The following is a 13,702-nucleotide window of genomic DNA, read 5'->3' as shown; positions in this document are numbered from 1 at the left end:
TCCCCCCATGCAAGCCGCCTTCAGCGACCGTTACGACGATCTGTACCTGCGCAAGATCCTGCGCGATACCCGGACCATCGCCATGGTTGGCGCCTCGGCCAACTGGAATCGTCCCAGCTATTTCGCCATGAAATATCTGCTGGATCGTGGCTACAAGGTTATTCCGGTGAATCCCGCCGCCAAGGGTCAGGAAATCCTCGGCCAGAAGGTCTACGGCTCGCTCGACGAGCTGCCGGTGAAGGTCGACATGGTCGACATCTTCCGCAATTCCGAGGCCGCCGGCCCGATCACCGACGAGGCCATCAAGCACGGCGCCAAGGTCGTCTGGATGCAGCTCGGCGTGGTGAACATGGACGCCGCTGTGCGCGCCGAGAAAGCCGGCCTCAAGGTGGTGATGAACCGCTGCCCCAAGATCGAGCATTCCCGCCTCGCCGGCACCATCGAATGGCACGGCATCGCCAGCGGCGTCATCTCCTCGAAGAAGCGCGCGCTGTGACGTTATCGCTGAGGGCGCGACACTCCAGCAAAATAAAAGCCGGTCTGAGGCCGGCAGCTGAACGGGGTTTGGGAGGTCCGCGGCACCGCCACACCAGGCCGCAGACCTCCCGCTCCCCCTCATGATCGCGTCCTCCCGGTCTTCGCCGGGAATGACACGGCCCCCCTGAGAGATATCGTCAGGTGAGGAAAACCGGCGGTGGTGGGGCCACCGCCGGCTCCTTACTGAGGTTCTGCTCGGCCACCCGGGGAGAGATAGCGGCTCCGCTTCGACCTCGAAGTCTGAAAGCAACGCCTGCAACGCCAGGCTGGAAGGCTTCGGCCGGAGCCCGAAGGCTCCGGCCGATCGAGAGGTTTGCTAGGCCGCCCGGGGAGAGATAGCGACAAAGCGCGTCATCCCCTCTCGAAACACCTTCATCAGCACCGGCTTGCCGGTGGTCTTCGCTTCCTTGAGCTTCTCGGCAGCCATCTTCGGGCTGTCGACGGCGTCCTTGCCGACCTGCTGGAGCACGTCGCCGGCCTTGAGGCCCTGGTCGTCGGCCGGGCTGCCCGGCTCGACCGTGGCGACGACCACACCCTTCACGTCACCGTCGAGGCCGAGCTTCTTGCGCGCCTCCGGGGAGAGCGGCGCCAGCGAGACACCGTAGGAGAGCGGCGCCGGCTTCGCGGCTCCGTCCTTGCCGTCGGCGCTGGCCTTGACGATCGCGTCGTCCTTCTGGCCGCCGACCTTGGCGGTGAGCGTCATCTCCTTGCCGTCGCGCCACACACCCAGCTTGACCGAAGTGCCCGGCTTGACCGCGGAGATCGAGCGGGTCAGCTCCTTGATGCCGTCGACCTTCTTGCCGTCGACGCTGACGATCACGTCACCCGACTGGACACCGGCTGCGAGCGCCGCACTGTCCGGCTGGACCACCGCCACCAGGGCGCCCTTTTCGCTCTTCAGCGACAGGCTTTCCGCGATCTCCTTCGAGACCGGCTGGATCTGGACACCGAGCAGGCCACGTTCGACCCGGCCGCTGTCCTTCAGCTCCGCCACCACCGGCTGCGCCAGCGAGGACGGGATGGCAAAGCCCAGCCCGATGCTGCCGCCGGTCGGCGAGTAGATGGCCGTGTTGATGCCGATCACGTTGCCGTCCATGTCGAACAGCGGGCCGCCCGAGTTGCCGCGATTGATGGCGGCGTCGGTCTGGATGTAGTCGTCGAACGGGCCGGACTGGATGTCACGGCCGCGCGCCGACACGATGCCCGTGGTCACGGTGCCACCGAGGCCGAACGGGTTGCCGACCGCCATAACCGGCTGGCCGACGCGCACCTTGCCGGCGTCGCCGAACGAGACGTACGGGAGCGGCTTGTCGCTCTCGACCTTCAGCACGGCCAGGTCGGTCTTCTCGTCGCCGCCCATCAGCTTGGCCGGCAGCTTGGTGCCGTCTGCCATGGTGACAGTGATCGAGTCGGCCTTGCTGACCACGTGGTAGTTGGTGACGATCACGCCCTTGGCGTCGATGATGAAGCCCGTGCCGACGGCCTGGGCCTTGTCCTTCGACTGCGGGCGGCCCTTGCCGTCCGGACGACCCGGCTGCATCGGCTGGCCGAAGCGCTCCGCGAAGCGCTTCATGAACTCTTCCATCTGCTTCTGCTGCGAGTCCGACATGCGGGTCTCGTCGCCGTCGTCCGCGCCGGCCTTCATGGTCACGGCGACATTGACGACCGCAGGGGTTACCTTGGCAGCCAGGTCCGAGAAGTCCTGAACGGGCATGGTCGTCTGGCCGGCGATGGCCGCGGGGGCGGTGAACATCGGGGCGATCAGGGCAGGCGCCGTCAGGGCGGTGGTGAGCGCCAGAGCGGTCAGGATACGGGACTTGGTCTTGGTCATGATCTACAGCCTCCTCCTTGGGGGGTGCCCGGAATATGGGGGAGGACCCGTAGCGCCCTGATGGCCGCAGGATTGAATGTTTGTATAGTTGGGGAACGTTGCGCCGGGAGCCGGCGCCGGATAGACGGGCGCCGTGAAGATCCTCCTCGTCGAAGACGACAAGCAAACCGCCGACTACATCGCCAAGGGCCTGCGCGAGCACGGCCACGTGGTCGACCATGCCGACAACGGGCGCGACGGCCTCTACCTGGCCACGGGCGAGAAGTACGACGTCCTGATCGTCGACCGCATGCTGCCGCAGATGGACGGGCTCTCGCTCGTCAAGGCGGCCCGCGCCACGGGCATGAAGGCGCCGGTCCTGTTCCTCACCACGATGAGCGGGGTCGACGACCGCGTCGCGGGGCTGGAGGCCGGCGGCGACGACTACCTTACCAAGCCCTTCGCCTTCGCCGAACTCAGGGCGCGCGTCGGTGCCCTCTCCCGCCGCCCGCCGATCGTCGCGGCGACCTCCCTCGTCGCCGGCGATCTCGAAATGAATCTGCTGGCGCGCACCGTGACGCGCGGCGGCAAGCGGATCGAGCTGCTCGCCCAGGAATTCAAGGTCCTCGAGTACCTGCTGCGCCATGCCGGCGAGGTGGTGACCCGCACCATGCTGCTCGAGAAGGTCTGGGACTTCCATTTCGATCCCAAGACCAACATCGTCGAGACCCATATCAGCCGGCTGCGCTCCAAGATCGACAAGGGCTTCGACAAGCCGCTGCTCCATACGATCAGGGGGGCAGGCTATGTCATCCGCGCGCCTGATTAGGATCCTGCGCTCGGCGAGCTTCCGCCTGCCGCTGCTCTACGCCGTCCTCTTCATCCTGTCCGCCGGCGTGCTGTTCGCCAGCGTCTACTGGACGGCGACCGCGGCGATGCAGAACGACATGGCCGCCGTCCTGCGCTCCGAGGCCTACCAGCTCGCCGAAGTTCACCGCCGCAGCGGCCTGGCGGGCCTCGCCGAGCAGATCACGCGGCGCATCAACTTCCGCACCCGGGGCCCGATCTTCTACCTGTTGCAGGCGCCCAACCGACGTGTCGTCGTCGGCAACCTGCCGGGCATGCCGCCGGTCAACGGCGCCATCGACTTCGAACCCGACCAGCCCCAGCCCGACATCGATCCCGTGCGTCCCGGGGAGCGACCCAAGCTGACGGGCTTCGGCCTCACCCTGCCGGACGGCTCGTTCCTGCTGGTGGCCCAGGACGCCAACCGCCTGGTCGACATGCAGCGCGCCATCATCCGCGCGTTCGTCTGGTCGGGCGGTCTCACCCTGCTGCTGGCGATCGCCGGCGGCGCGCTGCTCGGCAGCAATTTCCTGCGCCGCATCGACACGATCACGCGCACCAGCCGCGCCATCATGGAAGGCGATCTTTCCGCCCGCATTCCCGTGCGCGGCACGCACGACGAGATCGACCAGCTCGTGGCCAGCCTCAACGCCATGCTGGCCCGCATCCAGCAGCTCATGGACGGGCTGCGCCAGGTGTCGAGCGACATCGCCCACGACCTGCGCACGCCGCTCGGCCGCCTGCGCCAGCGGCTGGAGGATGCCCGCGAGCGGGCCACCACGACCGCCGACTACAGCGCCGCCACCGATGCCGCCATCGAGGAAGCGGATGCCCTGCTAGAGACCTTCTCGGCCTTGCTGCGCATCGCCCAGGTCGAGGCCGGCGCGCAGAAGAGCGCCTTCGCTCCTTTCGACGTCTCCGCCCTGGTGAAAAGCCTGGGCGAGACCTACCAACCCGTCGCCGAGGATTTGGATCGCACCCTCGAGGTTCAGGTCGAGCCCGGCGCCACGCTGACCGGCGACCGCCAGCTGATGGCCCAGCTCGTGTCCAACCTGCTGGAGAACGCGCTGCGCCATACGCCGGAAGGCACGAACGTCCGCCTCGACCTGCACCGGCAGGGCGACGGGTTCGAGATCGAAGTCGCCGACAACGGGCCGGGTATCCCCACCTCCGAGCACGAAAAGGTCTTCGACCGATTCTACCGTCTCGACCGCAGCCGCTCGACGTCGGGCAGCGGCCTCGGCCTGGCCATGGTCAAGGCGATCGCGGGCTTGCACGGGCTCACGATCCGGCTGGAAGATGCCAAGCCCGGCCTGCGCGTCGTCCTTCAGACCGCCAGGTAGCGTTTCTTCACGTCGTCGTTGGCGCGAAGCTCGTCGATCGAGCCGCGATAGACGATGTGGCCCTTGTCGATCACCGCCACGTGGCTCGCGATATCGAGGCAGAAGTGCATGTTCTGCTCGGCCACGATCAGGGTCGTGCCCATGTCCCGCAGGCGCTGGATCAGTTCGCCGATCTTCTCGACGATGATCGGCGCCAGGCCCTCGCTGGGCTCGTCCAGCAGCACGACGTCGGGATTTCCCATGAGCGTGCGCGCAATGGTGAGCATCTGCTGCTCGCCGCCCGACAGCCTCCCGCCCATGCGTCCGCGCATCGAGGCGAGGATCGGAAAGACGTCGTAGATATTCTCCAGGGTCCAGTCGATGCGCCCACCGACGCCCGGCTTGATCGCGATCTTCAGATTGTCCTCGACCGAGTGCTCCGGGAAGATCTGCCGGTCCTCCGGCACGAAGCCCACACCCTCGCGGGCGATGCGATCGGGCGTGAACTTCTGCATCGGCGTGCCGCGCACGAAGACCCGGCCGCGCCTGGCAGGCGCAATGCCGATGATGGCCTTCATGGTCGTGCTCTTGCCCGCGCCGTTGCGGCCGAGCAGCGCCAGCGACTGACCCTTCTCCACCGCGAACGAGACGCCGAACAGGATCTGGCTGGCGCCGTAGAAGACGTCGATATCATCGACCCTCAGGATCTCTCCGGCGCTCATGCCGTCGCTCCCTGCCCTGCGGTCCCGTGCGCGGACTTGCCGAGATAGGCCTCGATCACCTTGGCGTTGGTGCGGACCTCGTCGGGCGTTCCTTCGGCCAGCACAGACCCGTAGGACAGGACGCGCACCGTCTGTGCGACCTTGAAGACGATGTCCATGTCATGCTCGATGAAGATCAGCGTCATGCGCCGCGCCCGCCACAGGCGCTGCACCGTCTCGATCATGCGCCAGCGCTCCTCCGGCCCCATGCCGGCGGTCGGCTCGTCGAGCAGCAGCACCTTGGGATCGAGCGCCAGCGCCAGACCGATGTCGAGCAGCTTCTGGTCGCCGTGGCTCAGGTTGCGGCTCAGGATGCCTGCGACCCGCGTGAGCCCCAGCAGTTCCATGATCTCGTCGCCCTGCTTTGTTGTCGCGGCGAGCGGAAACGGCGAGCGCAGCACGGTCTCGCGACGCTGATGAGCCTGCGCCGCCGCCGCCAGAGCCTCCGATACGGTGAGCGTCGGGAACAGGCTCGCCACCTGGAAGGCGCGGCCGATGCCCAGCCGCACGATCCGACGCTGCGACAGGCCGGCGATGTTCTCACCCGCCAGCAGGATGCGCCCCGTGTCGGGCGGGAAGCGGCCGGTGATCAGGTTGAACAGCGTCGTCTTTCCGGCGCCGTTGGGGCCGATGATGGCGCTGAGCGAGCCGTCGGCGAAGTCGAGGGTGACATCGCGCGTGGCCGCCACGCCGCCGAAGGACTTCTTGAGATTCTCGAGCTTCAGCATGTCAGGCGTCCCTGCCCGCCTGCGCGTCCTTGTCGGCCGCGTCGCGCACCGCCTGGGCCTTGGCCTGCCGCCGATTCTCCCAGCGCTCGGCCAGCAGGTCGAGCGGGCCCTTTCGCAGCCCGAGGACCAGGACGAGGATCACGATGCCCAGCACCAGTTCCGTGTGGCTGGTGTAGGTGACCGTGATGTCGTTCAGCAGGCGCAGGATCACCGTGCCGACCAGCGGCCCCAGGAAGACGTTCGATCCGCCCAGCAGGATCATGAAGATCGCCTCGCCCGAGGTCGTCCAGAAGCCGAAATTGGGATAGGCGCCCGACACGAACAGGGTGAGCAGGATGCCGCCCACCCCCGCGATGCAGGCGGAGATGACGAAGCAGGCCAGCTTGACCATGATCACGTTGATGCCGAGGAAGGCCGCGCGCTCCTGGTTGTCGCGGATCATGCGCAGCGTGTAGCCGAACGGCGACGTCACCACCTGGCGCAGGATGGCGATGCAGACGACGAACGCCACGGAACAGAAGATGTAGAGCTGCGTCCGGTCGGCGAGATCGATGCCCAGAAATTTCGGCCGCGGGATGCCGCCCATCAGCCCCTGGTCGCCGCCCGTGAACGACACCCAGCCCAGGATGATGTTGTAGAACAGCATCTGGAAGGCGAGCGTCAGGAAGGCGAAGTAGATCTCGTTCAGCCGAACGCAGATCGCGCCGACGATCAGCGCCATGAGGGCCGTGAAGCCGATCGCCAGCACGAAGGCGCCGGGAATCGAGAACTTGCCCGACTGCATCGCGAGGCCAAACGCGTAGGCGCCGGCGGCGAAGAACATCGCGTGCCCGAACGATACCAGCCCGGTGTAGCCGATCAGCAGGTTGAGCGACATGGCCAGCAGCCCGTAGGCCATGCCGAACATGATGAAGTCGCGGATGGCCGGCGGCGCGCCGAACACGGGCACCAGCAGCAGCAGCAGGAGGCCCAGCGCAGCAAGGCCGAGATCACGCCAACGTCCCGCCATCGCCGCCTACCGGTGCTCGCGGCCGAACAGGCCGCTGGGCTTGAAGATCAGGACCAGCGCCATGATCAGGAACATCACCCCGTCGACGAACAGCGGGAAACCGATGCTGCCGAAGGAGCGCGTGAGGCCGATGATGATCGAGGCCACGAAGGCGCCGACGATCGAGCCCATGCCGCCGATCACCGTCACGATGAAGGACTCGATCAGGATCGAAAAGCCCATGCCCGGCGTCAGCGAGCGCACGGGTGCCGCAAGCGCCCCCGCCGCGCCCGCCAGGGCGCTGCCGATGCCGAAAACGGCGGCATAGTAGAGGTTCACCCGGATGCCGAGTGCCGACACCATCGGCCCGTTGATGGCCGCGGCCCGCACGATGCTGCCGAAGCGCGTGCGGACGATGACCAGCCACAGCAGCAATCCGATCGCCATCGCCGCCAGGATCATGAAGAGATAGAACGGCGGAATGACGCCCCCCATGAAACGGATGGGCGGCAGCCGGAACTCGGGCGGCATGCCCATCGAGAGCGGCACCGGCCCCCAGATGATCTTGATGAGGTCGTCGGAGATCAGCACCACGGCATAGCAGACCAGCAGCTGCATCAGGACGTTGGAGCCGTAGACCTTGCTCATCAGCACGCGCTCGAACAGGATGCCCAGCATGCCGACCGCCACGGCCGCCCCCAGCGCTGAGACGAAGTAGCTGCCGGTGAGCTGGTAGAAGGTCCACGCCGCATACGCCCCGATCATGTAGAGCGAGCCGTGCGCGAAATTGATGACGTTGAGCACGCCGAAGATCAGCGTCACACCCGACGCAATCAGGAACAGCAGCATGCCAATGATCATGCCGCTGGTGAGCTGCGTGACGACGCATGACGTCGTCCCGACGCAGCGCAACAACGCGTCGAGATCCACCTGTTTATCCTACTCGAAAACGACGCGAGATCAGGAAATGTAGCCCTGCTTCTTCTTCCACTGCTTCTCGAGCTCGATGATCGGCTCCCAGGCCGAGGCCTGGAAGTCGGCCACGTAGGGCTCCTTGGAGAGCGAGACGCCGTAGCCGATGATGTAGTCGATCAGGGTGTTGTCCTCGGCCCGCATCGTCACGGTCCCCTTGGTGCCGAACTGGCTCCTGAGGGTCATGCCCTTGATGGCCTCGGCCATCTTCTTGCCATTGGTGTCGCCATCGGTCTTCTTCAGCGCCTCGACGACGAACTCGGCGGCGACCGCGTTCTCCCACGACCAGTTGGTCGGCTTGTGCTTCTGCGTCTTGACGTAGTTCTGGTACCACTCCTCGTTTTCCTTGGTGGCCGGCACCGTGCGATTGTAGCGGCCTCCCGAGTAGACGCCCTGAGGGAACTGCTTCACCTGGTCGACGACGCCGTAGTCGCCGAGGTTCACCATGAACGACGCCTGCTTGTCGAACAGGCCGTAGAGGTTGGCCTGGTCGATGAAGGCCACCAGATCGCCGCCCCACAGCGCCGAATACATTGCATCGGCCTTGGCATTGAGGAGCTTGGTGACGACTTCCGTATAGTCCGGCTGGAAGAGCTTGGGCCACGACTCCTCGACGACCTGAATATTGCCGTCGAAGTGCTTGGCGTATTCCATGAACTCGGCCGTGTTCGAACGGCCATAGGCATAGTCCGGCGAACAGGTCGCCCACTTCTTCAGGCCCTTGGCCTTGGCGATCTTCGCGGCGTAGTCGCCGCCGCCGATCGCGTCGTGAATGCCCTGGCGGGCCGTCCGGAAGGCCGTCGGCACGTGCAGCTTGGGATCGGCCGTCAGCGACGAGGTCTCTGAATTGGAGTGGATGCAGAGAACACCGATCTCGCGGATTACCTCCTGGACGGCAAAGGCGGCGCTCGACGCCTCGGCATCGAGGATGATCTCGCACTTGTCGTTGTTGATGAGATCGCGCGTCACCTTGGCGGCTTCCTGCGGCGCGCCCTTGGAGTCGCGAACCACCATCTCGATCTTGCGGCCGTTGATGCCGCCCGCCGCATTGAACTTGTCGAACACGACCTTGAGGCCGCCGACACTGGTCTGGCCGAGGATCGCGACGCGGCCCGACAGGATCGTCGGCACGCCGATCTTGATGGCACCGGTCTGCGCCTTGCTGATCGCGGGAGCGCCAATCACCCCGGCGGCGGCCAGCGCTCCGGCACCCTTCAGAACTTGACGACGGCTCGCGCGCCGCGACTCGGTGGACGTCATGGTGTTTACTCCCGAAATTCTTTTGCGGTCGATGACCGATTGCGGCGATCCTATGTGCAATTGTTATACATGGTCAAACGACAACCTCCTGAAGAGCCGGAGATATGATCCCCCCGTCATGGCTCTGGATACCACTCACCGTCTTCGCCGCTGCGGCACAGACCGTGCGCAACACCGCGCAACGCCATCTCACGACCGAACTGGGGACACTCGGCGCGACGCTGGTCCGCTTTCTCTACGGCATGCCCGTTCTCGCCGCGTGGCTTTGCCTGGTGCTTCTCTTCGGGGACTCACCTCACCCCGCCCTCACCTGGTCCTTTGTCGGCTGGGTCGTCGTGGCGGCACTGAGTCAGATGGCGGGTACGGCCCTGCTGCTGCAGGCGATGGAGACACGCAGCTTTGCCATCGGACTCGTCTATTCCAAGAGCGAGGTCGTCCAGGTCGCGCTCTTCTCGGTATTGTTCCTCGGTGAGACGCTGCCCACTGCTGCCGTCGTCGCCATCGTCGTCGCGACGCTCGGCGTCGTCCTGCTCTCGCCGCGACCGCCGGCACTCACCGGAGCGAAACGGAGCTGGGCCGATCCCGCGGCCTTCTACGGCCTCGCCTCCGGCTCCGCCTTCGCGATCTCGGTCGTCGGCTATCGCGGCGCCAACCTCGCGCTCGAGACCGGCTCACCTTTCCTCGCCGCCGCGGAAACGCTGTTCTGGAGCCAGCTCCTGCAGGCCGTCCTGCTCTGTGTCTGGCTGCTTGCACGCAAGCCCGCCATCGTGCTGGGCGCGCTTCGGCAATGGCGCGTCTCGATGTTCGCCGGAGTTGCCGGCGCCTTGGCGTCGCTCGCCAACGTCACGGCGCTGGCGCTGGCGCCGGCGTCACAGGTGCGCACGCTGATCCTGATCGAGGTCGTGTTCAGCTACTTCGTCTCACGCCGCGTCTTCCACGAAGCGATGAATCGGCGAGAGCTCGCGGGCATCGTCCTCATCATGGCCGGTGTGGTTCTGATCCTGTCGACCACGCGTTGAATTAGGTCCAGGGATGCGGCGTGCGATGGCGTACCAGCACGCCATAGGGTTCTTCGCTCCCCGCCGGCAGAGTCGCCAGCCAGACGAGATCCCGTGCCGCCTCGTCCGGCGTCGCCGCCTTCGACATGTCGGCGAACCACGGGCGCGAGGCTTCCGTATCCACCAGGCCCGGGCAGGCGGCATTGACCAGGATACCGCGCCGGCGGAACTCTTCCGACTTTTCTCGCGCGAGCACGCGCACAGAAGCCACCTGCCCGATCTTCGACGGCACGTTGATCCAGTCGGGCCAGCCTGCTTCCCGGGCGGTCCCGTCGCGCGTCGCCACTGCGAATTCGTCCATTGCACGCTCGATGTCGTGCAGCGTGAGCCCTGGCGAGTCGAAACGGGCGTGCAGACGTGGATCGAGATGACGCAGCGAGCCAAACGAACTGGCCACCACGATGAACCGCGCATTGTTCCGCAACAGCGGAACTAACGCCTCGATGATCCGCAGAGTCCCGTGATTGTTGGTGTCGATGAAACGCGCGACCTGGTCCGCCTGCGGTGTCTCCCGTGTGATTCGCGCGGCCGCGTTCTGGATCACAATATCGATGCCGCCATGGCGGGCCTTTATCTCGTCGGCTGCCGCCGAAACGCTCCCAGCGTCGGCAATGTCCAGCTGGATCAGGTCGGGACTCACCCCCTCGCGGTGAAGCAGCGCGCACGCCGCCTCGCCACGACCAACGTCGCGGGCCGCGAGGTAAACGGTGCTTCGCTTGCCAAGGGCGCGGCACAGCGCTCGCACCAGAGCCAGTCCCAGCCCCTGGTTGGCGCCGGTGACGAGCGCGACTTTTCGCAGAGCGTCCACCATCGTTGACCTCCCTTCGCTTCGGCGTCGAAACTCCTGCGATGATAACACGCCCACTCTTCGCCTATGTCGGCAGCTACACTGCGCCGGAGCGCAACGGCCACGGGAACGGCATCAACGTCTATCGTGTCGACCCACGGACGGGGGCGTTTCGACATGTCCAGCACCTCGGCGGACTGGAAAATCCGTCGTTCCTCGCCCTCAATGCCGCCGGGGACCGCCTCTATTCCGTGCATGGCGATCGCAGCGAGGCGACGTCCTACACGGTCGACCGCGAGACCGGTCGATTGGCCGTCCTGAACCGCCAGCCGACCGGCGGCTACAACCCCATCCATCTGGCCTTCGACGCCAATCAGCGGTTCCTGGTCGTGAGCAACTACGGCTCCGATTCGCTGGCCGCGCTGCCGATCGCAAAGGACGGAAGCCTCGCGTCCTACTCGACCCTGACTGCGGTTGCTGCGCCGCTGGGGCCGCACCGCACCGAGCAAAAGAACGTGCGGCCGCATCACAATCCCCTCGATCGCGCCGGCCGGACCTTCTACCTGCCGTGCAAGGGGTCGGACTGCGTCATCGGTTACCGGCTCGACGCACGGCGCGGCGTGCTGGTCGAGACCAGCCGGGTCGCCGCCCGGCCGAGCGCCGGACCGCGCCACATCGACTTTCATCCGCGCAAGCCCTTCGCGTACGTCATCAACGAGCTCGATTCGACGATCACGACCTATCGCCAGGATGCGGCCAGCGGCGCGCTGACGCCGCTGCAGACCGTGCCGTCGACGCCATCGGATTTCACCGGCTACAGCACCGGAGCCGAGATCTGGGTCGATGGCGCCGGACGCAACGTCTACGTCTCGAACCGTGGCCACGACAGTATCGGCGTGTTCGGCATCGATGCCGCGAAGGGCACGCTGACGCCGCGCCAGTGGGTGCCGACCAAGGGCAGCGTGCCGCGGTTCTTCGCCTTCGACCCGGCGGCGCGCTTCCTCTACGTCGCCAACCAGGGCGGCGATTCCATCATCGCCTACAAGGTCGGCCGCAACGGGCTGCTGGCGCCCACCAGGCTGCGGACCAAGGTCGGCAGCCCGGCCTGTATCGTCTTCTCGCGCTGAAGGTCAGCCTTCCTCCTGGAAGGCCTCCTCGCGGGCTTTCTTGATGCTCGGCAGCGCCATCAGGGTCAGGAGCGCCGCCGTCGCGATCAGCAGGCCGAGGCTGATCGGGCGTTCGATGAAGACCATGGCGTCGCCACGCGAGAGCAGCATGGCCCGCCGGAAGTATTCCTCCATCTGCGGCCCCAGGACGAGGCCCAGCAGAAAGGGAGCACCTTCGCAACCGAGGCGAACGAAGATGTACCCCAGCACGCCGAAGAGGGCGACCTGCATGACGTGGAACGTGCTGTTCTGGAGACTGTAGGCGCCGATGCAGCAGAAGAGCAGGATGGCCGGCGCCAGGAAGCGATAGGGCACCGTCAGCAGCTTCACCCACATGCCGATCATCGGCAGGTTGATGACGACCAGCATGGCATTGCCGATCCACATGGACACGATCATGCCCCAGAAGAGATCCGGCTTCTTGGTCATGACCTCGGGGCCCGGCTGGATACCCTGGATGATCATGGCGCCGACCATCAGCGCCATGACGGCGTTGGACGGGATACCCAGGGTCAGCATCGGTATGAACGAGGTCTGGGCGGCGGCATTGTTGGCCGCCTCGGGCGCCGCGACGCCCTCGACCGCGCCCTTGCCGAACTGTCCGGGGTTCTTGGAAAGCCTCTTCTCGAGCGTATAGGACGAGAAGGCGCCCAGCGTCGGACCACCGCCCGGCAGCACGCCGAGCAGCGAACCGAGCACGGTGCCGCGCAGGATCGCCGGCGTGGCGCGGCGGATTTCCTCGCGCGTGGGCCATAGCGATCCGACCTTTATGGCGCCGGATCTCTCCAGATGCTTCTCCAGGTTGACCACGATCTCGGCGATGCCGAACAGGCCCATGGCGATCGGCGCGAAGTCGATGCCGTCGCTCAGCTCCGGAATATCGAAGGTGAAGCGCTGGGCGCCGGTGTTCACGTCGGTACCGACCAGGCCGAACAGCAAGCCGAGGAACACCATGGCGATCGCCTTGGTGACCGAGCCGCTGGCCAGGACCACGGCGGCCACGAGGCCGAGTGCCATCAGCGAGCAGTAGTCGGCCGGGCCGAATTTCTGCGCCATGCGCGTCAGCGGCTCGGCAAAGATGACGATGATGATGGTGCCGACCGTGCCGGCGAAGAAGGAGCCCACGGCGGAAATCGAGAGGGCCGCACCGGCACGCCCCCTCTTCGCCATCTGATAGCCGTCGAGACAGGTGACGACGGATGAGGCCTCACCCGGCAGGTTCACGAGGATCGACGTCGTCGAGCCGCCGTACTGGGCGCCGTAGTAGATGCCCGCCAGCATGATCAGCGAGGCCGTCGGCGGCAGGTGGAATGTGATGGGCAGCAGCATGGCGATCGTTGCCACGGGGCCGATGCCGGGCAGGACGCCGATGAGGGTGCCGACCATGCAGCCCAGCAGGGCGTAGGTCAGGTTCTGAAAGGTGAAGGCGACGCTGACGCCGAGGAAAAGATTGTCAAGGAGGTCCAT

13 protein-coding genes are annotated in these 13,702 nt (G+C 66.1%); 5 read left to right on the top strand and 8 right to left on the bottom strand.

Features of this window, described 5'->3' with window-relative positions:
- Positions 1-7 precede the first annotated feature (7 nt).
- Positions 8-496, top strand: coding sequence for a CoA-binding protein (locus Q7V45_RS09730; protein WP_304850778.1), 489 nt, complete (start codon positions 8-10; stop codon positions 494-496).
- Between the two features lie 357 nt (positions 497-853).
- Here Q7V45_RS09730 and Q7V45_RS09725 read toward each other — a convergent pair whose 3' ends face one another.
- Complete coding sequence (locus Q7V45_RS09725; RefSeq protein ID WP_304850776.1) at positions 854-2,368, bottom strand: Do family serine endopeptidase; 1,515 nt, start codon at positions 2,366-2,368, stop codon at positions 854-856.
- Between the two features lie 133 nt (positions 2,369-2,501).
- Here Q7V45_RS09725 and Q7V45_RS09720 point away from each other — a divergent pair, with 133 nt between their 5' ends.
- On the top strand, positions 2,502-3,176 hold the full coding sequence (locus tag Q7V45_RS09720) for a response regulator transcription factor (protein ID WP_304850774.1): 675 nt from the start codon (positions 2,502-2,504) through the stop codon (positions 3,174-3,176).
- The gene (locus tag Q7V45_RS09715; protein WP_304850771.1) at positions 3,154-4,536 is read left to right on the top strand and encodes a HAMP domain-containing sensor histidine kinase; all 1,383 of its coding nucleotides are present in this window, start codon (positions 3,154-3,156) and stop codon (positions 4,534-4,536) included. Before Q7V45_RS09720 ends, Q7V45_RS09715 begins: the two co-directional genes overlap by 23 nt.
- Here Q7V45_RS09715 and Q7V45_RS09710 read toward each other — a convergent pair.
- Genes Q7V45_RS09710 through Q7V45_RS09690 form a run of 5 tightly spaced genes read right to left on the bottom strand, consistent with a single transcriptional unit; the run spans position 4,521 to position 9,224 of the window.
- On the bottom strand, positions 4,521-5,237 hold the full coding sequence (locus tag Q7V45_RS09710; protein WP_304850766.1) for an ABC transporter ATP-binding protein: 717 nt from the start codon (positions 5,235-5,237) through the stop codon (positions 4,521-4,523). The genes Q7V45_RS09715 and Q7V45_RS09710 overlap by 16 nt on opposite strands.
- Positions 5,234-6,004 carry an ABC transporter ATP-binding protein gene (locus Q7V45_RS09705; RefSeq protein ID WP_304850764.1) on the bottom strand — a complete coding sequence of 257 codons (771 nt, stop codon included), beginning with the start codon at positions 6,002-6,004 and terminating at the stop codon, positions 5,234-5,236. The genes Q7V45_RS09710 and Q7V45_RS09705 overlap by 4 nt, the downstream gene beginning before the upstream one ends.
- A gap of 1 nt (position 6,005) precedes the next feature.
- Positions 6,006-7,013 (bottom strand): branched-chain amino acid ABC transporter permease, encoded by a 1,008-nt coding sequence (locus Q7V45_RS09700; protein WP_304850761.1) that lies wholly within the window; start codon positions 7,011-7,013, stop codon positions 6,006-6,008.
- Positions 7,014-7,019: 6 nt separating this feature from the next.
- Positions 7,020-7,922, bottom strand: a complete 903-nt coding sequence (locus Q7V45_RS09695) for a branched-chain amino acid ABC transporter permease (protein WP_304850758.1) — start codon at positions 7,920-7,922, stop codon at positions 7,020-7,022.
- A 30-nt stretch (positions 7,923-7,952) separates the two neighbouring features.
- Complete coding sequence (locus tag Q7V45_RS09690) at positions 7,953-9,224, bottom strand: ABC transporter substrate-binding protein (RefSeq protein ID WP_304850754.1); 1,272 nt, start codon at positions 9,222-9,224, stop codon at positions 7,953-7,955.
- A 104-nt stretch (positions 9,225-9,328) separates the two neighbouring features.
- On the opposite strand from Q7V45_RS09690, the gene Q7V45_RS09685 reads away from it, so the two are divergent.
- Positions 9,329-10,243 (top strand): DMT family transporter, encoded by a 915-nt coding sequence (locus tag Q7V45_RS09685; protein ID WP_304850751.1) that lies wholly within the window; start codon positions 9,329-9,331, stop codon positions 10,241-10,243.
- Between the two features lies 1 nt (position 10,244).
- Here the strand turns inward: Q7V45_RS09685 and Q7V45_RS09680 are convergent, their stop codons facing one another.
- Positions 10,245-11,093 (bottom strand): SDR family NAD(P)-dependent oxidoreductase, encoded by an 849-nt coding sequence (locus tag Q7V45_RS09680; protein WP_304850748.1) that lies wholly within the window; start codon positions 11,091-11,093, stop codon positions 10,245-10,247.
- A 38-nt stretch (positions 11,094-11,131) separates the two neighbouring features.
- Between Q7V45_RS09680 and Q7V45_RS09675 the strand changes: the two genes are divergently transcribed.
- A complete protein-coding gene (locus tag Q7V45_RS09675) occupies positions 11,132-12,196 on the top strand; it encodes a lactonase family protein (RefSeq protein ID WP_304850746.1) in 1,065 nt (354 codons plus the stop codon).
- Between the two features lie 3 nt (positions 12,197-12,199).
- Here the strand turns inward: Q7V45_RS09675 and Q7V45_RS09670 are convergent, their stop codons facing one another.
- Complete coding sequence (locus tag Q7V45_RS09670; protein ID WP_304850744.1) at positions 12,200-13,702, bottom strand: tripartite tricarboxylate transporter permease; 1,503 nt, start codon at positions 13,700-13,702, stop codon at positions 12,200-12,202.

The sequence above is a fragment of the Reyranella sp. genome, assembly GCF_030651995.1.
Lineage (GTDB): Bacteria > Pseudomonadota > Alphaproteobacteria > Reyranellales > Reyranellaceae > Reyranella.
This window is presented reverse-complemented; position numbering and strand designations above follow the sequence as displayed.